This is a genomic window from Candidatus Methanodesulfokora washburnensis, from assembly GCF_003947435.1.
In the GTDB taxonomy this organism is placed as follows: domain Archaea; phylum Korarchaeota; class Korarchaeia; order Korarchaeales; family Korarchaeaceae; genus Methanodesulfokora; species Methanodesulfokora washburnensis.
This window is the reverse complement of record NZ_RCOS01000066.1, coordinates 13,730-34,650: the sequence shown is the minus strand read 5'-3', so window position 1 is coordinate 34,650 and position 20,921 is coordinate 13,730. Positions and strand designations below refer to the sequence as shown.

Here is a 20,921-nt window from a genome sequence, read left to right as displayed (position 1 = left end):
TTATCAGCTTTTCTCTTCATCGCATCAGCATTTAAATAACTGTCATATAGCATGATAAAAGTTGCTGTACTCCTCATCAGATAAGGGAATTGTATGCGAGATATGCGAGAGAAGATGCTTAATTCCAGTTGGAATGAAGGGAGCATGCGGGAACTACATGAATTCGGATGGAAGGCTTAAACACATAGGATATGGAGATTTAAGTGCTGTTGAAAGCAGACCCATAGAGCTAAAGCCTCTGTTTCATTACTGGCCAAATAGCACAGCTCTTACTTTCTCCAACTGGGGCTGTAACTTTTACTGTCCTTGGTGTCAGAACGATCACATAAGCTTCAGGTGGCCATCTGGAAGGAAGAGGTTTAGTCCGGAGGATCTTGTAGAAAGGGCGATAAAAGAGGGAGATGAGGGGATGTCAGCCAGCTTCAATGAACCGACCACAAACTTCGATTTCATAATGGATGTATTCTCACTAGCTTCGAAGAAGGGGCTTTACTCAATGATGGTGACAAATGGCTACCAGACGGAGAAAGCAATGAAGATGCTTATAGAAGCAGGAGCTGATGGGTGGAGCATAGATGTGAAGGGTTGTCCTTCAATGGCACAAAGAAGAGTTCTTCCTCATATAAATCACGAGATACCATTCAGAAATGCCAAGATAGCTCTTGAAATGGGCGGACATGTTGAGATAGTCTTTTTACTAGTTCCAAAGGCAAATAATTTCGAGGAATGTACTGACTGGTTGTTGAACAAGCATCTCTCCCTTCTGGGCCCCGATGTCCCGCTTCACATAAACAGGTACTTTCCAGCACATCTATGGAGGGAACCCCCGACTCCCTTGAGGGATCTGCTAAGTTTTGCTGAAAAAGCAAGGAAGGAGGGGATAAAATATGTATACGTAGGTAATCTTGGAGATCCGGAGCTGGAGAGCACAAAATGTCCCAACTGCGGGAAGGTTCTCATTAGAAGGAGCTGGCACAGGGTTACCTACTTCTCCCCTGTATACGAGGAAGGTGTGTATAGATGCCCTAGATGCGGACAGAAAATATACATGAGGGGAAGGTATATACCAAAGTAGTAAATTAGCTGTCTGCTAGAATTCTCCCTATGCCTCTTTCAACGACACTACACAGCTTCTCCCAGCTCATGCTCTCCTTCACAAGGGAGAGATGCCACGAATTTTCGTAAATATGCTTTCCCTTGGATTTTATATCATTTAAATTACTCAAAACAGCATTAATATCAATTTTTTCATTCTCTATTAAGCTTTTCAGCTTCTTTCTGTCATGTTTAAGTTTGACATTCTCCACGGCTAAAGCCGGGAGATTCCCGGTTTGTCGGCCTGAGGCCTCATCCTACCGGGTTCAGGGCTGTGTCAAGACCAGGGCATAATGCCCTACCAGCCCCTGCTATGGGCATGTAGCCCGTAGCCCGCTTGAGCATGTTCATCGCACCATTGTAGTCTGCATTGCACACATAGCCACAATGCGGGCATTTGAAGAGGCTTCCGACTCGGAGCCCCCTGTGCCCACATCTATGGCATGTTTTCGATGTGTTTCTTTCACTTATCTTGATCACCTTTATCCCAACCCATCTGGCTTTATATTCTATGAATTGGCTTAATCTGTGGTATGGGAATCCATTGTTCAATTTTCTTTTGAATTTTCTTCCTTTGCCGTTCTTTCTTATGCCTCTGAGTTTTCCGAGAACAATCATAGAATCGTTTTCTAAGGCCTCATTAACAATCGCTCTGCTTATCTTATGCAGTATATCATTTACTACTCGCCTTTCTTTATTTCCAATCTTCTTTATTGTTTTGTATGCTTTCTTCAAAGCCAGAGACCTTCTGAGGTAGAAATAATGTCCTTTGACACGTCTAAGCTCTTTGTCATAGAATTTCGGTTTCGGATTATTGGAGTTTACTGTTGTGGCAATCCACCTTATCCCTAAATCGACAGCTAAAACTGATTTGGGGTTTCTTTCTTCAACTTCTTTCTCTACAGTTATGTAGACGAACTATTCACCATTTCGCCTTAAAATTTTAGCCTCTCTGCAAATCATGTCTTCTGTTATTGGTTCATGTGTTTTAATTGGAACGTTTATCCCGCCTTTAACTCCATAGATGGGTATCTTTAGCCAATAAGGCGTAAGCTTAGTGTTTGCTCTATAAATGTCTCTTCTTAGAATCATTGGATATTCTTTGTTCGGCTTAAGTTTCCCCTTCAACCTTCTAAGAAGCCTTTCAGCCTGTTGACGTGTAGCTGAATAGAGCAGGACAGACTTGTCTCCATGAAGGTAGCGTTGAAAATTTTCGTATTCTCGTTTAAGAAGCTCTTCCTTGCCCTTTCGAAGCTCAAGAATCTTAGCCTTAATGGTCTTCCTAGCCTTCATGAGCGACTCGCTTGACATGAAATTATCCTAAGCTATATTTAAGCCTATCGTCAATTCATCCCACGGTTAAAACCGTAGGCTTTCTTGTCGGGTTCCATGTAAGCATTCTTAGATCGCACAAATCCCTTACAAAATCCATCAACAACTCCTCTGAAAAACTTCTCGATAGGCTTTTCAGCTTTGCTGAGATAGAGGACTCCAGTGAGGAAATTCTGGTCTTTAACCTGAGTTTGGGCCTTGCATAAGGTTCTATTATCGATCCTACCTCTGCTTCCACTGTGTCCTGAAAGCCTTTCTTTGAAATTCCCACCTCTATTCTTACCTCCTCAAGCATTGGCATGAAACCAAGGGAATTTCTCAGCTCTGAAATATATGAGGCATAGGGCTCTCTTCCCGGATCTACCCCATATCTAGACCTTATGTACTGCGATATCGGTGTTCCGAAGGTCATGGCTGGAACTATTCTCTTAAGGGACAGCACATCCGGAAATATATCCTTCTTTGTATCTATTATCACCTCGCCAAGCCTGAGCTCTATATCCCCTAATTTTAGTGGAGTGGAAAATCCCTCCTCATCCAAAGCCCTGTTCAATAAAATTAGCTTCTCTACAATCATTGATTTTCCAGAAAAAGGATTAATTGTCACGGTATCTAAGTCAAAAGAGAATCTAATTCCTCTTTTTTTATGTAAATTCTGTTTATCATCGATCCTCCGACAAACACTAGCTCCTCTGGAAAATATGTGAGAAAGCAGAACATTGTATCATAGTATAACATTTCTCTCTCCACAATATCATATCCAAGAGCCCATCCTAATTTGTCAGCTATATCTTTAAGGGATTCCCTTGCAAAAAGACTTTTTTCCCAGCATTTTATCGGTTTAAACCATTCTACCATCCTTTATCCCCCGTTAGCTGACCGGATCTTATGAGGCGGAGAAATGCAGCGGTTATTATCCTCTCAAAGCTTGGATCGCTTACTATCTCTGTAGGTTTGAAGTCCTCAGATGGAAGGGGCATTCCTATGAGCCTTCCAAGTCTCATGACAAACCATATCCTATAACGGGCTTTCTGAATTTCAGCTAATTTGGATATGAGAGGGAAATCAAGTTCTCTATACAATATAAGAAGGAGAACTTCTGCATTTCCCATAGGGTCCAGCTCGAAGAAGGTGGCTGAATCTGCTACAGCTTGTTCTGGGGAAGCTATGTTAATTCCGTAGGTATCTTGAATAAATAGAGATTCTTCCAAGGGTTTCTCCACAACCTCTATCTCATATATGCCGTTGAACCATTCCTTCATCATAGTTGCTTTCTCAACCTCTTCCCCACTAGTTGCTATGATAAGCTTTCTCGGGATAACAAAGTTTAAAACTAGCCCTTTTACTGAGAACAAGCCGGTAATGTAGTATTTACCCAATTGCTTGATGGCATCATAGATATCCCTTCCAATAAGCCATGAATATCTCTCTGAGGTCTCAAGAAGCCTCAATAATGGCTTTGCTATCGGATTCCTGTAGTTGAGGATATACCTCCTGTATTTACCGTAGCTCACTCTTGTAACGATGTTTCATCTTTTCCATCTTCTTAATCTGCCTCCAAGTCTCGGATATGCTGCAGCCAGTCATATAGGATATCCTTCTTATTCCAACTGGCTTTTCACTCTTCCTTAGGGCATCTAGGATTTTCCACCGAATCCCGCTGAGCACATATATTTTAGGGTCTTCTCTTAAAAAGTTTTTGTTAAAGAAAACATTCAGAGAAGAGGGAAGTAATTATAAAGCGGAAAATTAATTCTTTGCTATGAATCTTAGAAATCGGATTGTCTTTTCTCTCACCTCATCGGGGGACAGTACTGCTATGCTTTCCAAGCTATTTGATCTTTCAAGCCATAAAATTAGTTCTCTTCCAAGGAAATAACCTGTTTGTCTTCTTCCCCTTATGTTCAGCCAATCGCCAAAGAAATCATTTACGGGTGCTGCTTTTTCTATCCTGGACAAATATTCTTTAGCTAGGAATTTAATGTGTTTTCGGCACCATGAAATCCAGTTTTCATCATCCGCTTCATTCCATGTTTCCCTTCCCAGTATTAGATGCTCGCATCTTTTTGCAAATCCCTCACTATATAGAAGAAATGCAGGATCCTTTTCCTCCTCCTCAAATGATCTAAAGCCATTTCTCCACATCATATGGACTAAATGTCCCAGCTCATGAGCTATAAGTCCTTCCAGTTTATCCTTGGTCCACCATCCCAGTTCTGCGATTTTCTCTAATCCAATAAGACATGCAGGATGGCCTTTGTACAAGGTTGCCCATCCAGCTCCACATCCAATACCGACATACAAAACAAAAATGACATCAAGATTCAACTTGATTCTCCTAGTGGCTTGTTCATATACATTGTTGCAGATCTCAAAAGCATTATCTCTAGCTTTTTTCATCAATGGAATATAATCCTCGATTCTAAACAGAACTCTCTCCGCAAACTCCATCCAGTTCAAACCCATTTCCTTGTAATTATTTATTTGTTTTTCCAATAACTCCGGATAGCTGGAGATATATGCCATCCATGCTTGAAGCTTTTCTTTCTGTGTCTTTGGAGAAGCAAGGGTCCAGTAGCGCATGAAATCGTTGAAGGTATCGATAATGGTCTGCATCGACATTTTAGGCAAAATTTTTCTTAATATCTCTTAACTAGCATGATAGCAATTCTTTATTTTATAGTTTATTGATAGATCTTTTACAACGTCATTTTTTACATTTATGCTGCGTATAGGAAATTTTTCTGATTTTTCTGACCAAAAATTACATTTGTAACTGTATAACACTTGCTATGTAGAAGAAAAAATTTTTATTTAAATCCCGACAAGAGATAATGATATAGGAGGGATAAAAATGCAGTACTTTAAGTTACCTCAGGAACATTTTGAGGCATTTTACAGGAGTATTGAAAAATGGGGAACTGTTTACGGTCCTGTTAAAAGAGGAGGAATATACTCCTTTGAGAAAATTAATGACCCTGAGGATATGTCGCTTAATTATACAAGAACAATGATCCCTCCCAAGAAGTTCTTCATAAAGCCGAGGGAAAGAGTTCTCAAGCTTAAAGATGGTGAGTGGATAGAGGAATGGGATGAGGAGAAGAAGGTTTTGTTTGGAGTTCATTCCTGCGACATTAATGCGCTTCTAATACTGGATAAGGTTTATCTCAGCCATCCAGAGGATCCATTGTACAGAATGAGAAGAGAAAACTCCATAATAATAGGCATCAGTTGTATGCCTGATGAGCTTTGTTTCTGTAAAAGTTTGGGCACTGATTTCGCAATGCATGGCTTTGATCTATTTCTTCATGAGCTTCCAGATGGATGGCTCATCAGAATCGGAAGTGTAAGAGGACATGAAATAATCTGGGAGAATAGGAACCTCCTTCAGGAGCCTGATGAAGCTGATCTGGAAAACTTCAGGAATTTTGAGGAAAGGAGAAATAAATCCTTCAAAAAGGAGTTAAATATGCAGGGACTTGCCGATCTCTTCGACCTAGCATATGACAGTGATATATGGAAAAAGTATGAGGAATTATGCCTTGGATGCGGAAATTGCAACATGGTTTGCCCTACTTGCAAATGTTATGAGATCTGTGACCTTTGGACAAGCCCTCATGAAGCTGAGAGAATAAGAAGATACGACTCATGTTTTATGGAGACCCATGGATTAGTTGCAGGAGGCCACAACTTCAGAGCCACTAGACTTGAGAGATTCAGGAATCGATATTACTGCAAGAGCTACTTCGATCCACAGGCTGGCTTTAACTGTGTTGGATGCGGAAGATGCGACGAATTCTGTCCTGCAAAAATAGAGCATGTCAAAGTTCTCTATGAAATTGCAAGAGGGAGGTTATGCGATGTTCCGATCCTTCAGCGCAAAATTGCTTGAAGTAAGGGAGTTAACTCCGAAGGAGAAGCTCTTTACACTCCGTTTTATTGATCCACATCTAAATGATGGCTTTACATATAAACCAGGGCAGTTCGTCATGGTGGATCTCAGGGGATTCGGTGAATTTCCAATAAGCATCTGCTCTACTCCAACGAGAAAGGGATACATCCAGCTTTGCGTAAGGAAGGCAGGAAGACTGACGAAATACATGCATGAACTGAGAGAAGGAGATGTTATTGGGATAAGAGGGCCTTATGGAAATGGTTTTCCTATGGAAATAATGGAGAAAAGCAAGTTGCTCCTTGTTTCTGGAGGACTTGGAATGGCTCCTTTAAGAAGCGTTCTGTGGTATGCTTTAGATAGCGGAAAGTATGCTGAGATAAGGCTTTTCTATGGCACGAGGAGCTATGAGGACATACTTTTCAAAGATGAAATACTTAATTTATTGCAACATGGACAACATATGAACTGTTATGTAAAGCTATCATATGAGATAGATTCCCCCCACTTCTCTCAACTGAAAAGCAACTGCCCTCAGAGCGTGTGCAAGGGTCTAGTGACAGATCTATTCGAAGGAGAGGAATTAGATGCTGAGAATACCTATGCTATAGTCTGCGGCCCGCCTGTGATGTACAAATTTGTTGTCAAAGAGCTTCTTAGTAGGAATTTTTCCCCAGGTAGGATTTACATGACACTCGAAAGAAGAATGAGATGTGGGGTGGGCAAATGCGGTCACTGTATTGTTGGAACAAGTAGCTCGATAAAGTATGTGTGCAAAGACGGCCCTGTTTTCACCTACTGGGATGCCTTGTCTACTAGGGGGCTGATAGAATGAAGACTCTTGGTGTATTTGAGCTGACTGGCTGTGGAGGATGCGCTTTAAATATAGTATTCCTTTATAATAAGCTATTTGATATAGTATCTATATATGAAATAAAAGAATTTCATATGGTATCTAGCTATAGGGAAGATGGGCCGGTGGACATAGCGCTTGTATCTGGAAGTGTATCCACGCAGAGAGATCTTGACACGCTGAAGTATGCGAGAGAGCATTCAAGATTCCTGATGGCCATCGGGACCTGTGCAACACATGGAAATATGCAGTCCAGTGTGGAGGGAGATATAAAGAAAAAACTTGAGAGTATAGGAATCGAAGACAATTATATGAATGCATTAAATTCTAAACCCATTGTAGAATATGTTAAAGTTGATTTCGCACTACCCGGATGTCCCTATGACAAAGATGAGCTCTATCAAGCATTAATGCTGCTTGCGAAGGGAGTAGAACCGGTGTATAAGGACTATCCAGTTTGTGTTGAATGCAAGCTTAATGAATACGAATGTGTGCTTGTGAAAAGAGGGATTCCATGCCTAGGTCCTCTAACAGTAGGAGGCTGTAATGCAATCTGTTTAAGATCTGGCGTGGGTTGCATAGGATGCAGAGGTCCTCTTCCAAAGGGAGCAAATCCGGCTAGCGAAGCTAGAATTCTTAGAGAGCTTGGATACGATGATGAATATATACATAAAAAGTTTAAAACATTTGGTGGAGGGGAGCTCAAATGGTAAGAGTAGAGATGAGAACATTCACAAGAGTTGAGGGGAGCGGCTCGGCAGACATAATAATAGAAAATGGAAAGGTCAAGGAAGTAAGGGTCAGATTTCTGGAGGGACCAAGGTTCTTCGAGCTTCTCACCCTCGGAAGAAACTACTATGACGTTCCAGATTTGGAGGCAAGGATATGTGCCATATGCTATCTTTCTCACTCAATAGCATCTACTGTTGCAATAGAGCGTGCATTTGAAGTAGAGGTAACAGAGGAAATAGAGCTCTTGAGGGAACTAGGCCTTCTTGGTGAGATGATAGAGAGCCACTCGCTTCATTTATATCTTTTAGTCTCCCCTGACATATTTGGGCAACCTGATGCGATAAATTTGGCGAAAAAGCACTGGAATCTCGTAAAAGATGGTATAACAATAATGAACTTTGGTAATTATATAAGGGATCTTATAGGAGGGAGAGAAATACATGGAATCAACATAAAACCAGGAGGCTTTGGCAGATATCCCTCTGAGAAGGAACTGAGATTTATTGAGAAAAACTCTGCGGAGTATATTAAAATGTCTACTAAAATATTGGAACTATTTGTTTCTCAGGAACCTTTTGGAGCGAGATCCAACGCAAAAATAGTAACAAACAATTACCTTCTTGGGGATAAATTAATGGCAGATGATGGAGCTCTATTCGATTATCACGAGTGCATTGAGGAGAAATCCCTCCCATATAGCTTTGCCAAGCAGAGCAGATATAAAGGAAAGATATTTATGGTGGGCGCACTCTCTAGGTTGCTTCTCAAAAACAAATATCTGACTCCAACTGCTGCTGAATTTTTTGATAGATATAAGGATCTGCTTCTAGAGGGATATGCCAGTAGAAACAACTTGGCTCAAGCAATAGAGTTAATATATGCCCTAGAAAAGTCTGGTGAAATAGCAAGAAAGCTGTTAGATAAAGGAGTTAGAGCTAACAATGTTCTAGTGAAACCGGTTGAAGGGGAAGGAATAGGCTATGTTGAAGCACCCAGAGGAGTTCTAGTTCATCATTACAGAATAGAGGAAGATGGAAAAATAAAATATTCTAATATAATAACTCCGACAGCAATGAACCATGCTTTTATGGAGCTTAGCTTGTATGAGGAGGCCAGAAACAATTTTGGGAGAATGGACGATGAAAAAGTGACGAGAAAATTAGAGGAGACGATAAGAGCGCTTGATCCATGTATCTCATGCTCAGTTCATATGATCAAGATGTAATTTTAATAGGGAATTTAAACACTTAAGCTATTTATCTGAAGTATACAGGGATTAAAGGTCTTTATAGTTTCTCAGCTTGGATTCTAGGTGTTTGAATGGTAGGTGTAGCAGAAGCTCTGAATCCCAGATCCATAGCAGTGATAGGAGCCTCAAGAAACCCTGAAAAAATAGGCTATGTCGTGTTAAAACAGCTCCTCTCAAAATTTAGGGGAAAACTATACCCAATTAATCCCTCAGCTGATGAGATACTTGGCCTGAAATGCTACAAGAGTATAATGGAAGTGCCAGATGTGGTAGATCTGGCTGTTATAGCAGTGCCAGCAGATCATGTAATCGAGGTGATAAAGGAGTGCGGAGCCAAGGGAGTAAAGGCAGCGGTTGTTCTAAGCTCCGGTTTTGCTGAGATAGGAAACAGAGAGCTGGAGGAAAGATTGGTCGAGGAGGCAAGAAAAGGAGGGGTTAGGATAATAGGACCTAATTGTATGGGAATATTCGATCCGGGAAGAGGAATAGATATGCTGTTTGTTAAGGAGGAGCTGCTTCCAAGGTGCAAACCGGGAAGTATAGCGCTGCTCTCTCAAAGCGGAAGCGTGGGGACAAATATGCTATCAATGCTGAGGAGAATGAACCTCGGAATAAGCACGTTTGTGAGTTATGGAAACAAGGCAGATGTCGATGAAGCTGATCTACTCGATGTGCTGGCAGATGATGAAAGGACGAGAGTTATAACGATATATCTCGAGGGAGTGAGAGATGGAAGGAGACTGATGAATGCAATAAGAAGGATAAGAAAGCCTGTAGTTGTCCTTAAAGTGGGAAGATCAGAGGCGGGAGAAAGAGCTGTGGCATCTCATACGGGATCTCTTGCAGGATCAAGCAGGCTGTACATAGCAGCTTTGAGACAAGCAGGTGCTGTAATAGTGGATTCGATGGAGGAGTTGATTGACGCATCCAAAGCTCTCTCAATGCAGCCTCCTGTCATGGGAAAAAGGGTGTTTATAGTGACAAATGGGGGAGGATATGGGATAATGGCTGTTGACGAGCTTGAGAGAAGAGGAATGGTCGTTCCAAAAACTCCCGATGAAATTAAAGCTGTCCTGAAGAAGGAATTCCCTCCCTACTACTCCTTGGAGAACCCCATAGATCTAACAGCTAACTCGACACCTGATCAATATAGAATGGTGCTGGATATTCTATGCAACTCTGAGGTCTGCGATGCGATATTAGTGATACCCCTGATGGGCATTCCCAATTTCGATCCGATGGAAGTAGCTGAGGTGATCTCAAGCATGAAGTGCAAAAGGCCAGTTGTGGTATCCTTTGTCTCTCACACAGAGGAGACAGATAAAGCAAAAGAGATCATAGAGGGATCAGGAATTCCAGTTTACGAATCTCCGGAGAGAGCAGCTAGGGCTATCTACTTCCTCTATGAATATGGAAGGTCATACAGTGGCCGAGGTGAAGCCGACATCCCTCACAGCTATCGGAGGTGACTCCACTGGAACCTCCCACTCCATCCACCAGTGATATATCTGCCTTGAATCTCTTCCGACAGCGAATATGTTGGATAAAATTCTCAGGACATTGTCACTCAGCCTAAGTCCTCTAGCGGATCCAATGATCTCTCCCTTCTCCACTTTGAACAATCCATCTCTTATTATTGCAGAGAAATCTCCTGCTCTGTAGTCCTGAAATCTTAGATAGGTTGCATTTCTTATTATAAGACCATTCCTTAGCTCATGTACGAGCTCCTCGTTATTCATATCTCCTGGGCTTATAACTATATTCCAAGGTTGAGGGCTTACCCATCCTGCATTTGCTGTTGTAGTTGTGTTCATTGCCTTAGCTGTCAGCCTGTTATGCAGATATGTCCTGAGAAAGCCCGCATCTAGTATAACATTTCTCCTCGTTGGATATCCCTCCATGTCAAATGACCTAGATCCATAACCTCTAGGCTTGAGAGGATCATCTATTATGGATATCAAACCCGAGCCTATCTGCTCATTCAGCTTTCCTACATATGGGGACATCTGCATCATGACCGACATTGCGCTTGCAAGAGAGCCAAATACACCTCCTAGATTTCCCATAGCGCTGTACCATATCAATGCATTGTATCTTCCAGGCTCAACTTTGACCTGTCTCGAGGAGAGAACAGCATCTTCAGCGGCCTCTCTACCAGCTTCCTCTGGTTTTATTTCATCTATCATTCTGGAGCAACTAAATGAGTGTCCCGTGGATTCAGAGCTAACAAAAGCCCTTATGTCTAGATAGACATTGCTCCTCTTCTCACAAACCTTAATTCCTGTTGTAGTTGCAGTGCACGACATCTCAACAGCAGATCTTATTGATCCAGCCATCTTTTTTGCTCCTGAGGATAATCCAGAGTCTATTGCTACCGAAACAATATCTGAAAGCCTTTCTCCTGGATCCTCAAGCTTTGGATCATAGAGCCCCTCTATTATGGGATAGCTAAACGGTCCCTCCGGAAGAGAGTCATAGGCCTCCCTCGGAGGAAGAGAACTCATAACCTTCATGGCCCTCTCTATTTGTAGTTTGGTAGCATCAATATCTGGGCTTGTTACGGAGATTATCTGGATTCTCCTGTCTTTTACAAGCTGTATATCCAAATTGAAATCAAACCATGTGTTTGCTATGTCTATTTTATTATTAGAGAATCTTACTTGATCCCCCCTCGTGCTCCTCATATAAACTGCTGCCTCATCAATATCCTGCTTATCCAGAAGATCCAAGACATCCTCCAAAAAACCCAAGGACTCATCATATTCCTCCAAGTCCAACACCCCTCAACCTTATAGTAGGACCTCCAGTCCAGACAGGAACTCCCTGTGCAGGATCTCCCTTTCCACATGTAGCAGCCTGAAATTCTAGGTCTTTTCCAACCCCATCCACACTAGAGTAGAAAGAAGGAGTGGTTACCTCTAAAACAGGCTTCAGCACTATCTCAGCTATTCTTCCTCCCCTTATCATATAAGCTTCCGAGCCAACATACCTCTGATTGTATCTTCTATCATCTATATTCCATTCCATAAACCTCTTTATGTAAACTCCCTCAGATACATCCTCTATTAGCTCATCCACCCTACTATCTCCCGGCATTATGAAGGTATTTGACATTCTGACTATTGGCTCCCTGTTGAAATCGCTCGCTCTTGCGGCCCCATTACTCTTGATGCCAAATATGCTGGCTGTCTCCCTGTTGTGCAGAAATTCATTTATAATGCCGTTTTTCATCAAAATTCTTCTTCTTGCCTTTACTCCCTCGAAATCATACAGATAAAACCCATAGCTTCCCTCTATTGTTGGATCATCAGCAACGCTGACAAGCTCGGATCCTATCCTAGTCCCCAGCATATCTCTTGTGACAAAGGATTCGCCTGCCTGAGCTGCTTCTCTTCCCAGAACCCTATCCGCCTCATATGGATGGCCAGTGGATTCATGAGCAACCAGACCTGATATGGGAGGGCCTATCACAACATCCATTTTACCTTTTGGAGCCGGAACTCCTTTCTCAAGTCTTTCTTTCATGCTTTTTGATATCTCCTTCATGAAATCCTCAAGTCTCCAGCTATTTATGATTTCAAATCCCCCGCTTCCTCCTTTGCTCTCGAATTCTTGGGTAGAGTTCTGTCCTGATACATGAGTGAGCATCATGCTTATGCTTATTCTTGGAATCTCTCCTCTCACAGAAGCTCCCTCATTGTTCAGAAAGTATGTTATCTCCTTCGATATGTTCATCATTATGCTTCTTGCCACTATTCCCTCCTCTCTGGCTATTGAATCTATCGATTTTAAGAGCTCTATTTTCTCCTCGGTCGGTACATCCCAAGGATCCCTGACGGTTGGGACTCTGAACTCCGCTCTTTCAAATCTCTCCTCAGATAAGCTTACCTTTCCCTTTCTAGAAGCTGCCCTAGAGTTTTTTGCAGCAAGCTCCATAATTTGCTTAGCCTTCTTCTCTGAGCTAGTTGATGCAAAACCTAGGCCTCCGTCTACTAGGACTCTTGCAGATATACCTCCCATGGATCCAGTTCCATAAGCCTCCAGCTCTCCATTTCTCAGCCATATAAACTCCTGATCATTTATCTGAACTCTTACTTCTGCATATGGATATGAGGCCTCTTGAATAAGCGCTTCGGCTATGTGGAAAAGATCCATCACAACCCCCTCGATATTACTGTAAAGGCTTTTAAGCTTTATCTGAATTTAATGCTAAGTTATCCTGCTTCCTGGAGGAACTTTTTTCTCTGGTTGTATCAAAACCGGAGTTCCCTCCTCTCCAACAGATGCAGCTAATAGCATCCCCTGGGACCATATCCCTCTTATCTTCTTGGGCTGAAGATTTACAACCACAACAATCTGCCTTCCAATGAGTTCCTCAGGCTTATATTGGCCAGCTATACCAGCTACTAACTCTCTCTTCTCATCTCCTAAATTCACTTTTATTTTGAGAAGCTTATCTGATCCGGGAACTCTTTCTGCTTGCTCTACCTCTCCTATCCTGAGGTCAACCTTTCTGAAATAGTCTATGTCGATATACTCGCTCATGTGCTGTTTGTGGAGGGAAATATTAATAAGTGCATCGGTCTGGTACCATGGAGCTTACATTAATTAATTTATGTTTATCATGTGGGAGTGAAATGGAATGCCTAAAGTGTCTATAAGAGTGCTCGGATCGAATCTAGAAGTAGGGAGAAGTGCGATCCTAGTTGAGATAGGAGGAAAGAGGATATTAATGGACTACGGCATGAAGCTAGTGCCAAAGAAGGAACCAATGTACCCCGAGGAAGTGAAAGATGTGGATGCAGTACTGTTAACTCATGCGCATGTGGATCACTCGGGCTCCATACCTCTTTTATTTAACGGAAAGGAAGTTCCAATATATGGAATAGATATAACAAGAGATTTCACAGAGCTTCTCCTCTTTGATTCCCTTAGGGTTGCGAAAAAGAGGGGATATCAGCTTAAATATGGTGCAGAACAGATAAAAAGGGCATTGTCTGTTTACAGGTCTGTGGAATACGGGATTCCGTTCAGGATAGGGGATGTTAGAATTACAGCATACAATGCTGGCCATATACCGGGTAGTGCGATGTTCAGGCTTGAGTACAACGGGTTCTCTCTCCTATACACAGGGGACTTCAACTTAAAGAAGACAAGATTAATGCCTCCAGCTGATACTAACTTTCCTAAGGTGGATGTCCTAATAACAGAGTCTACTTATGCATTCAGGGAGCATCCTCCGAGAGCTGGACAGGAAATTCTCCTTAAAGAATTGGTAAAAAATGTGATGAGCAAAGGAGGTATGCCCATAATAGCTGGATTTGCAATAGGCAGGCTTGCTGAGGTGGCAATGGCACTCAGAGCTACAGGAATTAAGGAACAGATTTTCCTCGATGGAATGGCGAGGGAGGGGATGAGGATAACACAGCAGTACCCAGACAGAGTTAGGGACTTTAAAGAACTTAGCAGGATATCCGATACGATAACTTTTGTTGGAGGATGGAGGATGAGGAAAAAGCTTATAAAAAGGCCTTCCATAGTGCTGACAACCTCAGGCATGCTTGAAGGAGGACCTGTGAGATATTATCTTGGAGAAAAAGCTGAGGATGAAAAAAGTGCAGTGGTATTGACTGGGTATCAGATAGAGGGTACAGATGGAAGGAGACTTCTGGAAGAGGGGAAAATAAACCTTGAGGGGTCAGATCTAGATGTTAGCATGAAGGTAAGCCAGCTCAACTTCTCCGCGCATGCAAGCAGATCGGATATATTTGAACTTATAAAAATAGCTTCACCAGATGTAGTCATACCGGTACACGGTGAGGACACGGAGAAATTCTCTGAAGAGATAAGAAAGATGGGGATATCATCATTTGCCTTAAGAGATCCTTACGAGGAAGTTATGCTTTAAAATATAACTTCTATATCAACTGACTTTACACCTTCTATCTTCTCAACAGCTCTCCTTATGCTAAATATCAGAAAGTTCGCCAGCGGACAGAACGGAGTTGTGAAGGAGATTTTTATTCTAACAACTCCACCTTCCACCTCAACATCCCTGATGAGACCTGCATCTACTAAGTTCATCTTGAGCTCCGGATCTATTATCCCTTTTAAGGCTTCTATTACTTTTTCCCTGATTTCCTCCAATCTCTTGAACCTCCTGAGAGAAGTTTACATGGATACCTAGCTAGCTCTATTCTATCATCAGTTGGTGCGCATTCCACAATATAACATTCCTCTATCTCGTCCAATTCATCTAAGATCTCTAACGGGAGAAATACCCTGTCTCCATCGATGTGTGCAATGCTTCCTGCTAGCTTTAGTATCCTTTCAGAGGGATTCTTCACCTCAATTCTGAGAAGAGTCCCATCTCTTGTTGGAGTCTCAAACGGTAGGGCAACCTTCTTGGATCTTCTTTTCCATCTCATCCACATCTGGTAATCCTTTTGTATAGCAGGACAGAAATAGCTATAAATCCCGGTTTCCTTCTCGATAAACTCCAGTATTTTTTCAGCAAGATTCCTGCTTCCCTTAACAGCTACCTCGCTTAATTCATCCGGCTTGAATCCAAGCGATAAAAGGCTAATTCTATTTGAATCGCTGAACTCCATCTCATTCAAATTCAGAAAATCTGCGCCCATTCTGTCCAGCTCAAGAGCCAAGCGCTTTATCTTCTCCTCATATCTTTCATCCGGAATTGCAGGTATTTCAGCTCCTGCTTGCATTCCGAAATCCTTTATCTCCCTTATGACGCTCCATCTGCTCTCATCCCAGCTGTGCAGCCTTATCTCATTCACTCCAACATCTGAAAACGCTTTAATAGATTCTCTGAGCATTAATCCATTTGTATATAAATGAATATGAAAATTACTGCCAAATCTCTCTTTTAGTATTTTAGTATAACTGATTACCCTATCCGGAACGAGGGTGGGCTCTCCTCCTGTGATTCCCGCTCCTCTTGCTGATATAAGCTCTGCTTCTCTCAGGATATCCTCATCTTTTTTGACCTCAACCTCATCAGCAAAAACAATATCTTTTCCTCTTCTTCTCTCAGATATAGTGCAGTAAAAGCACTCACCGTATAAAGGGCATATTCCGGTTATGAAGAGCACCATCTTAGCTCCTTTCCAGCAGAGTTCGCAGCCCTTACTCCATCCTCTTACTCTGAGAGCTCCAAATTTCAACTTCTCCATTTAGATCATCCAGCTTTCTAAGTACTTCTTCTGCTCATCGCTTAGGGAATCTATAGAGATCCCCATGCTCTCGAGCTTAAGATATGCCACTCTAGCATCTATCTCTCTGGGTAGCTCATGAACTCCAGGATCGAGCTTTCTGCTCAAAAGGTATCTAACAGCGAGTGCTTGGTCTGCAAAGCTCATATCCATGACCTCGCTTGGATGGCCTTCTGCTGCTACCAGATTTACGAGCCTTCCCTTGGCTATCAAGTACACTCTTTTTCCATTCGGCAGTGTATACTCAGTCAAATTTTCTCTTAAGTCGGTTTTTGAGGTAGCTATCTTCTCCAGATCTCTGACAGAGACCTCTACATCAAAGTGCCCAGCATTTGCCAATATAGCTCCATCCTTCATCTCCATTATATGCTCCTCTGTTATCACATCCTTATTTCCAGTTGCTGTGATGAATATATCCCCTATTTTGGCTGCTTCTATCATTTTCATGACAGAAAAACCATCCATTACTGCTTTCAGAGCTCTTATAGGATCAACCTCTGTTATCACAACTCTTGCCCCTAGGCCCCTAGCTCTCATTGCTATTCCTCTTCCAACATGTCCAAATCCAGCTACAACAACAGTTTTTCCTGCTATCAAGACATTTGTTGCCCTTAAAATTCCATCCAATGCGCTCTGTCCTGTTCCATGAACATTATCAAATTCCCACTTTGTCTCAGCATTGTTCACGGCTATAACTGGATACCTCAAGATTCCCTCTCTTTCCAAGGCCTTTATCCTTATCACTCCCGTTGTCGTCTCCTCAGTTCCTCCTATCGCATTTATCCCTATTCTTGCTGCCATGACAGTAAGATCTCCCCCATCATCCATTGTTATGTCTCTATGTCCACTTAAAACTGTTTTTATAGCGGAATAATATTCATCTTCAGTTTCTCCTCTCCATGCAAATACATGAATGCCCTTTCTTACTAGATAAGCAGCTACATCATCCTGAGTTGAAAGAGGATTGGAGGCTGAGAGCCATATCTCAGCTCCACCTTCCTGTAATGTCTCCATTAAAACAGCAGTCTCCTTTGTAACATGCATACAAGCGGCTATCTTTATCCCCTTTAGGGGCTTGTCCGCTGAGAATTCTCTCCTTATCCTCATAAGAACTGGCATATGCATTTCAGCCCATTTAACACTTCTTTCTCCCCTCTCAGCGAATGATATATCTCTGATTTTGTAGCTCATGATGACCTCCTCCTTATTCTGATTATCCAAGAGCTGTCTTCCTTCTTCATGCTTATTATCTTATTCCCAGTTCTCTCAGACCAAGGTGCTATCTCGTCGACAGTTGCCGGATCATCAACTAAAAACTCCAGTATCTCATCCGGTTTTGCTTTTTTCACTTCCTTTGCTATTCTTATCAATGCAAATGGGCTCTTCTGTCCTCTGAGATCAAGAAACTTTGTGCCTCTTTTCATCCAGTAAGCTGGAGTCTAGAAAATATAAATGTTCGGAGAGTTACAGGTCAGCTGTTATTGAACAAAATATGACATTTATTCGATCCTATCGCCAAGCAATGCCATGACATCGCTCTTTGATGTCTTAGCTGACGTTATCTTGTACATCAAATATCCATCTTCTCCGTCATGGTAATAGGACGGCATTACGCCGAGAAAGTCATATCCCAACTTTTTATACAGATTTATCGCTGGCTCATTTGACACTCTTACCTCAAGATATATCAGGTCAGCTCTGTACTCATTCACCAAGTTCTTCTCCGCTTCTAGCATAAGGGAGGTACCTATTCCCATTCTCCTGAACCCTTTATCCACTGCTATAGAGAGTATGTGGCCCATATTGAACATCCCTCCTCTTGTGAAACCTCTCTCCACTCTACACATCACATAACCCACAAGAATTCCGCTGGGTCCTTCAGCCACGATGAAAGCTTTGGGAAACCTCCTAAAGTTCTCATCGAAGAAGTATGGCGGGTAATGCTCAGGTAGGAAAACTCTGTTCAGTCTTTGAACTTGATCTATGTCCTCTGGCCTGTAAAATCTTATCTTAAAGATAGTTTTCTGAGTTACCAGAGATATCACCAAGCTAGTAGGTGGAATTCTTTTTTAAATTGTTTAGCTACATGTAACGGGATGACATTCGACGAGCTCACTGTAAGGGTGCATTCTCTCTTTGCTGTAAAGGACTATTATCTAGTGCCAGATGGAGCAGAATACATTGTAGCTGAGGAAAATGAGGATAAGATGAGGGAGAACTTTCTTTCACTGATGAGATTTTGTCAAGAAAGGGGATACATTCCAAGGATGTTCAGATATGGAAATGAAGTGCATATAAGGGTGATCAGGTATCCTATAATCCAAGGATATAACTGGAAAAGGGCCCTGCTATTATTTCTGGCAACTATTGGTACCGTGATGTTTTCAGGCTATCTTCTCTCATCAGGAACAGCTAAGCTTCTTTCTGAGCTAAATGTTCCTTTTGATATAACTTCTCAGGCAATTTTGTATTCTCTTGGGCTCCTCCTCATACTGGGGATACATGAAGCAGGTCATATGATATCGAAGCTCAAGTGGGGAGGCACGACGGAGCTTCCCTACTTCATACCATTTATACCTCCTTGGGGTACGCTTGGTGCAGTTATAGCGAGCAGAAAGATACCCGCGAATAGGGATGAGCTGATGGATCTGGGGATCTCCGGCCCAGTAGCAGGTTTTCTCGTGGCTCTTGTCGTATCATTCCTCGGCATAATGACATCAAGCTATGTTCCGGAGGATGTAGCTAAAAGATGGACTCAGAGCGGGGAAGTATCGGAGCTTCCAATGCCTCTTGTAACAGTTATCATGGAGAGAATGCTTGGATCCCATGAAGGAGTTCTTCTTCTCTCACCTCTTGCGATATCAGGCGTAATAGGATTGATAATAACCTTTCTCAACTTGCTACCTGTTTCTCAGCTGGATGGAGGCCATGTAATTTACTCCTTGATAAGAGATGATAAAAAGAGGATGATTGTCTCGCTGGCATCCTTGATGCTGGCTTTCATGATAAGCCCTGCAATGGCCTTATTTTTGGCCTTTTTTATGATATTCTTACCTCACCCTCCCCCTCTAGATGAATGCACTGGAATATCCAGAAGAAAGAAAGTAATAGGAGGTCTTGCTTACGCGTTTATTCTGATAATGTGCCTGCCTATACCTTGAAAACTGGCTTGTCTATTCCTTTTTTCTTTCCTTCCTCCATCATGCATGCTCCATGAACAAATTTTATTCCAGCTTTTTTACAGAGTTCAATAGCTCTCTCGCTGTCCGAGCCAGGTTGGAACCATATTCTCTTAACTCCTACTTTTATACATTCTTCCACAACTTTCTCGGATACCTCTGGTCTAACAACCAAATCCACAACATCTGGTACCTCAGGAAGGGAGCTTATAGAAGGATAAACTCTGTCTCCATTTATCCTTTCAGCATTTGGATTGATTGCGTACACTTTTCTAAAACCAGCTTCTTTAAAGAACTTGTATAGCTTATATCCCCATTTTTCTGGATTTGTAGATGCTCCGACAACAGCTACAGAGAAATTCTTGTTGAGAAATTCATCTATGAGAGACTTAAGATCACTCATAGGATCCCTCAAGGTTAAATCTTGGAGGAGTATAAAAAATAGATGTCAGAGGATTCAAGCGACTTTGAGGAGGAAGAGCTATCCAGACTTAATGATATAAGAGCAGAGGTAAATTCGATGAGAATGGAGCTTGTGAAGTTAACTGAAGAGCATAGCACCCTTCTTTCTGAGATAGAATCACTCAGAGTGAAGAAGGAGGAGATGGAAAAGTACGTTAAAGAGGAATCCCTTCGTCTGAATGAGCTGAGAAATGAGATATATGAGCTGGAAAAAGATGTTGACAATCTTAAGGAGGGAAAGGAGAGGCTTATATCTGAGATATCAGTTCTAAAGGCTGAGAAGGGAAGATTGGAGGCAGAAGTAGCTTCTCTTAGAAGCGAGGAAACTGAGTTAAATCAGAAGATTGCGAGAATGAGAGAGGAGAAGTCCAGACTGGAGATAGAAATAAAGGACATGGAAGCTAGAAGATCTGAGCTCGAAGGGAGCATAGAATATCTTAAGAAGATGAGAGAGGATCTGATAAAATCAATGGAGGCCATAGCATCTAGTCTTGAGGGATCCTTCAGGAGAGCTGGACAGGAGATCAGTCAAATTTCATCTACTGTAAAGGAGATCTTTAATTCAGTAAAAGAAAATATTCCAGATATAAAAGAACTTAACAGCATACTGAAAAAACTATCCGATATGATAAGCGAGATCCTTGTAAGGGAAAGGGAAGTGGCGATAAAAGAGGCCAAAGTAAACATGGAGCTTGGAAGGATAAATGATCTGATGGCCCAGAGAGATGCTATCCAGAGAGAGATAGAGGAGAAGAAAAAGGAGCTTGCAAATCTAAAAAGATCCATAGAAGAGAAGCTTGAGGAGCTTGCATCAGTAGAAAAAGCTCTGAGCAGCAGGAAAAGCAGCTAGCTATTTTTATATTTTTATTATATCTCCGCAATAGTTAAATAGAGA

The 20,921-nt window shown here is 42.0% G+C and carries 25 protein-coding genes; 9 read left to right on the top strand and 16 right to left on the bottom strand.

What is annotated here, in order from left to right; translation table 11 throughout:
* The first annotated feature begins 61 nt into the window (after positions 1 to 61).
* Complete coding sequence (locus D6D85_RS05075) at positions 62 to 1,075, top strand: radical SAM protein (RefSeq protein WP_237558759.1); 1,014 nt, start codon at positions 62 to 64, stop codon at positions 1,073 to 1,075.
* A gap of 4 nt (positions 1,076 to 1,079) precedes the next feature.
* Here D6D85_RS05075 and D6D85_RS05070 read toward each other — a convergent pair whose 3' ends face one another.
* The 7 genes from D6D85_RS05070 to D6D85_RS05040 form a co-directional block, all read right to left on the bottom strand.
* On the bottom strand, positions 1,080 to 1,307 hold the full coding sequence (locus D6D85_RS05070; protein ID WP_125670989.1) for a hypothetical protein: 228 nt from the start codon (positions 1,305 to 1,307) through the stop codon (positions 1,080 to 1,082).
* Between the two features lie 40 nt (positions 1,308 to 1,347).
* Entirely contained in the window at positions 1,348 to 2,004 is a 657-nt protein-coding gene (locus D6D85_RS05065) for an RNA-guided endonuclease InsQ/TnpB family protein (RefSeq protein WP_125670988.1), read from the bottom strand.
* Between the two features lie 9 nt (positions 2,005 to 2,013).
* Positions 2,014 to 2,406, bottom strand: coding sequence for a hypothetical protein (locus tag D6D85_RS05060; protein WP_125670987.1), 393 nt, complete (start codon positions 2,404 to 2,406; stop codon positions 2,014 to 2,016).
* A 37-nt stretch (positions 2,407 to 2,443) separates the two neighbouring features.
* A complete protein-coding gene (locus D6D85_RS05055) occupies positions 2,444 to 3,004 on the bottom strand; it encodes a hypothetical protein (RefSeq protein WP_125670986.1) in 561 nt (186 codons plus the stop codon).
* Positions 3,005 to 3,039: 35 nt separating this feature from the next.
* On the bottom strand, positions 3,040 to 3,285 hold the full coding sequence (locus D6D85_RS05050; RefSeq protein WP_125670985.1) for a hypothetical protein: 246 nt from the start codon (positions 3,283 to 3,285) through the stop codon (positions 3,040 to 3,042).
* Complete coding sequence (locus D6D85_RS05045) at positions 3,279 to 3,941, bottom strand: hypothetical protein (protein WP_125670984.1); 663 nt, start codon at positions 3,939 to 3,941, stop codon at positions 3,279 to 3,281. Before D6D85_RS05045 ends, D6D85_RS05050 begins: the two co-directional genes overlap by 7 nt.
* A gap of 235 nt (positions 3,942 to 4,176) precedes the next feature.
* Positions 4,177 to 5,043, bottom strand: coding sequence for a hypothetical protein (locus D6D85_RS05040; RefSeq protein ID WP_125670983.1), 867 nt, complete (start codon positions 5,041 to 5,043; stop codon positions 4,177 to 4,179).
* 238 nt (positions 5,044 to 5,281) lie between these two features.
* Here D6D85_RS05040 and D6D85_RS05035 point away from each other — a divergent pair, with 238 nt between their 5' ends.
* From D6D85_RS05035 to D6D85_RS05015, 5 genes are all read left to right on the top strand, one after another.
* Complete coding sequence (locus D6D85_RS05035; protein ID WP_125670982.1) at positions 5,282 to 6,319, top strand: 4Fe-4S dicluster domain-containing protein; 1,038 nt, start codon at positions 5,282 to 5,284, stop codon at positions 6,317 to 6,319.
* Entirely contained in the window at positions 6,288 to 7,154 is an 867-nt protein-coding gene (locus tag D6D85_RS05030) for an iron-sulfur cluster-binding protein (RefSeq protein WP_125670981.1), read from the top strand. The genes D6D85_RS05035 and D6D85_RS05030 overlap by 32 nt, the downstream gene beginning before the upstream one ends.
* Positions 7,151 to 7,885 carry a hydrogenase gene (locus D6D85_RS05025; protein WP_125670980.1) on the top strand — a complete coding sequence of 245 codons (735 nt, stop codon included), beginning with the start codon at positions 7,151 to 7,153 and terminating at the stop codon, positions 7,883 to 7,885. The genes D6D85_RS05030 and D6D85_RS05025 overlap by 4 nt, the downstream gene beginning before the upstream one ends.
* Complete coding sequence (gene shyA / locus D6D85_RS05020; RefSeq protein ID WP_125670979.1) at positions 7,879 to 9,129, top strand: NAD(P)-dependent hydrogenase/sulfhydrogenase 2 subunit alpha; 1,251 nt, start codon at positions 7,879 to 7,881, stop codon at positions 9,127 to 9,129. The genes D6D85_RS05025 and shyA overlap by 7 nt, the downstream gene beginning before the upstream one ends.
* Before the next feature lie 95 nt (positions 9,130 to 9,224).
* Entirely contained in the window at positions 9,225 to 10,622 is a 1,398-nt protein-coding gene (locus tag D6D85_RS05015) for an acetate--CoA ligase family protein (RefSeq protein ID WP_125670978.1), read from the top strand.
* Here D6D85_RS05015 and D6D85_RS05010 read toward each other — a convergent pair.
* Genes D6D85_RS05010 through metG form a run of 3 tightly spaced genes read right to left on the bottom strand, consistent with a single transcriptional unit; the run spans position 10,572 to position 13,698 of the window.
* Positions 10,572 to 11,924: a TldD/PmbA family protein gene (locus D6D85_RS05010; RefSeq protein WP_125670977.1), complete on the bottom strand. Its 1,353-nt coding sequence runs from the start codon at positions 11,922 to 11,924 to the stop codon at positions 10,572 to 10,574. The two genes, D6D85_RS05015 and D6D85_RS05010, sit on opposite strands and share 51 nt — an antisense overlap.
* Complete coding sequence (locus D6D85_RS05005) at positions 11,911 to 13,308, bottom strand: TldD/PmbA family protein (RefSeq protein WP_125670976.1); 1,398 nt, start codon at positions 13,306 to 13,308, stop codon at positions 11,911 to 11,913. The genes D6D85_RS05010 and D6D85_RS05005 overlap by 14 nt, the downstream gene beginning before the upstream one ends.
* Positions 13,309 to 13,362: 54 nt before the next feature.
* A complete protein-coding gene (metG, locus tag D6D85_RS05000) occupies positions 13,363 to 13,698 on the bottom strand; it encodes a methionine--tRNA ligase subunit beta (RefSeq protein ID WP_125670975.1) in 336 nt (111 codons plus the stop codon).
* Between the two features lie 97 nt (positions 13,699 to 13,795).
* Between metG and D6D85_RS04995 the strand changes: the two genes are divergently transcribed.
* The gene (locus D6D85_RS04995; RefSeq protein WP_125670974.1) at positions 13,796 to 15,061 is read left to right on the top strand and encodes an MBL fold metallo-hydrolase; all 1,266 of its coding nucleotides are present in this window, start codon (positions 13,796 to 13,798) and stop codon (positions 15,059 to 15,061) included.
* Here the strand turns inward: D6D85_RS04995 and D6D85_RS04990 are convergent.
* The 5 genes from D6D85_RS04990 to D6D85_RS04970 form a co-directional block, all read right to left on the bottom strand.
* Positions 15,058 to 15,300: a metal-sulfur cluster assembly factor gene (locus D6D85_RS04990; protein ID WP_125670973.1), complete on the bottom strand. Its 243-nt coding sequence runs from the start codon at positions 15,298 to 15,300 to the stop codon at positions 15,058 to 15,060. The genes D6D85_RS04995 and D6D85_RS04990 overlap by 4 nt on opposite strands.
* On the bottom strand, positions 15,276 to 16,346 hold the full coding sequence (locus D6D85_RS04985; protein WP_125670972.1) for a radical SAM protein: 1,071 nt from the start codon (positions 16,344 to 16,346) through the stop codon (positions 15,276 to 15,278). The genes D6D85_RS04990 and D6D85_RS04985 overlap by 25 nt, the downstream gene beginning before the upstream one ends.
* Positions 16,347 to 17,576: an adenosylhomocysteinase gene (gene ahcY, locus D6D85_RS04980; RefSeq protein WP_125670971.1), complete on the bottom strand. Its 1,230-nt coding sequence runs from the start codon at positions 17,574 to 17,576 to the stop codon at positions 16,347 to 16,349.
* Positions 17,573 to 17,809 (bottom strand): sulfurtransferase TusA family protein, encoded by a 237-nt coding sequence (locus tag D6D85_RS04975; protein WP_125670970.1) that lies wholly within the window; start codon positions 17,807 to 17,809, stop codon positions 17,573 to 17,575. Before D6D85_RS04975 ends, ahcY begins: the two co-directional genes overlap by 4 nt.
* A 75-nt stretch (positions 17,810 to 17,884) precedes the next feature.
* Positions 17,885 to 18,430, bottom strand: a complete 546-nt coding sequence (locus D6D85_RS04970) for a GNAT family N-acetyltransferase (protein ID WP_125670969.1) — start codon at positions 18,428 to 18,430, stop codon at positions 17,885 to 17,887.
* Positions 18,431 to 18,481: 51 nt separating this feature from the next.
* On the opposite strand from D6D85_RS04970, the gene D6D85_RS04965 reads away from it, so the two are divergent.
* Positions 18,482 to 19,546: a site-2 protease family protein gene (locus D6D85_RS04965; protein ID WP_125670968.1), complete on the top strand. Its 1,065-nt coding sequence runs from the start codon at positions 18,482 to 18,484 to the stop codon at positions 19,544 to 19,546.
* Here D6D85_RS04965 and D6D85_RS04960 read toward each other — a convergent pair.
* On the bottom strand, positions 19,536 to 19,967 hold the full coding sequence (locus tag D6D85_RS04960; protein WP_125670967.1) for a CoA-binding protein: 432 nt from the start codon (positions 19,965 to 19,967) through the stop codon (positions 19,536 to 19,538). The two genes, D6D85_RS04965 and D6D85_RS04960, sit on opposite strands and share 11 nt — an antisense overlap.
* A gap of 42 nt (positions 19,968 to 20,009) precedes the next feature.
* Between D6D85_RS04960 and D6D85_RS04955 the strand changes: the two genes are divergently transcribed.
* A complete protein-coding gene (locus tag D6D85_RS04955) occupies positions 20,010 to 20,876 on the top strand; it encodes a hypothetical protein (protein WP_125670966.1) in 867 nt (288 codons plus the stop codon).
* Positions 20,877 to 20,921 lie beyond the last annotated feature (45 nt).

What these genes read in the sequence shown, in the direction of transcription:
- D6D85_RS05060 (WP_125670987.1), bottom strand. Translation starts at nt 2,406, where the DNA reads ATGTCAAGCGAGTCGCTCATGAAGGCTAGGAAGACCATTAAGGCTAAG.
- D6D85_RS05055 (WP_125670986.1), bottom strand. Translation starts at nt 3,004, where the DNA reads ATGATTGTAGAGAAGCTAATTTTATTGAACAGGGCTTTGGATGAGGAG.
- D6D85_RS05050 (WP_125670985.1), bottom strand. Translation starts at nt 3,285, where the DNA reads ATGGTAGAATGGTTTAAACCGATAAAATGCTGGGAAAAAAGTCTTTTT.
- D6D85_RS05040 (WP_125670983.1), bottom strand. Translation starts at nt 5,043, where the DNA reads ATGCAGACCATTATCGATACCTTCAACGATTTCATGCGCTACTGGACC.
- D6D85_RS05035 (WP_125670982.1), top strand. Translation starts at nt 5,282, where the DNA reads ATGCAGTACTTTAAGTTACCTCAGGAACATTTTGAGGCATTTTACAGG.
- D6D85_RS05030 (WP_125670981.1), top strand. Translation starts at nt 6,288, where the DNA reads ATGTTCCGATCCTTCAGCGCAAAATTGCTTGAAGTAAGGGAGTTAACT.
- D6D85_RS05025 (WP_125670980.1), top strand. Translation starts at nt 7,151, where the DNA reads ATGAAGACTCTTGGTGTATTTGAGCTGACTGGCTGTGGAGGATGCGCT.
- shyA (WP_125670979.1), top strand. Translation starts at nt 7,879, where the DNA reads ATGGTAAGAGTAGAGATGAGAACATTCACAAGAGTTGAGGGGAGCGGC.
- D6D85_RS05015 (WP_125670978.1), top strand. Translation starts at nt 9,225, where the DNA reads ATGGTAGGTGTAGCAGAAGCTCTGAATCCCAGATCCATAGCAGTGATA.
- D6D85_RS05005 (WP_125670976.1), bottom strand. Translation starts at nt 13,308, where the DNA reads ATGGATCTTTTCCACATAGCCGAAGCGCTTATTCAAGAGGCCTCATAT.
- metG (WP_125670975.1), bottom strand. Translation starts at nt 13,698, where the DNA reads ATGAGCGAGTATATCGACATAGACTATTTCAGAAAGGTTGACCTCAGG.
- D6D85_RS04995 (WP_125670974.1), top strand. Translation starts at nt 13,796, where the DNA reads ATGCCTAAAGTGTCTATAAGAGTGCTCGGATCGAATCTAGAAGTAGGG.
- D6D85_RS04985 (WP_125670972.1), bottom strand. Translation starts at nt 16,346, where the DNA reads ATGGAGAAGTTGAAATTTGGAGCTCTCAGAGTAAGAGGATGGAGTAAG.
- ahcY (WP_125670971.1), bottom strand. Translation starts at nt 17,576, where the DNA reads ATGAGCTACAAAATCAGAGATATATCATTCGCTGAGAGGGGAGAAAGA.
- D6D85_RS04975 (WP_125670970.1), bottom strand. Translation starts at nt 17,809, where the DNA reads ATGAAAAGAGGCACAAAGTTTCTTGATCTCAGAGGACAGAAGAGCCCA.
- D6D85_RS04965 (WP_125670968.1), top strand. Translation starts at nt 18,482, where the DNA reads ATGACATTCGACGAGCTCACTGTAAGGGTGCATTCTCTCTTTGCTGTA.
- D6D85_RS04960 (WP_125670967.1), bottom strand. Translation starts at nt 19,967, where the DNA reads ATGAGTGATCTTAAGTCTCTCATAGATGAATTTCTCAACAAGAATTTC.
- D6D85_RS04955 (WP_125670966.1), top strand. Translation starts at nt 20,010, where the DNA reads ATGTCAGAGGATTCAAGCGACTTTGAGGAGGAAGAGCTATCCAGACTT.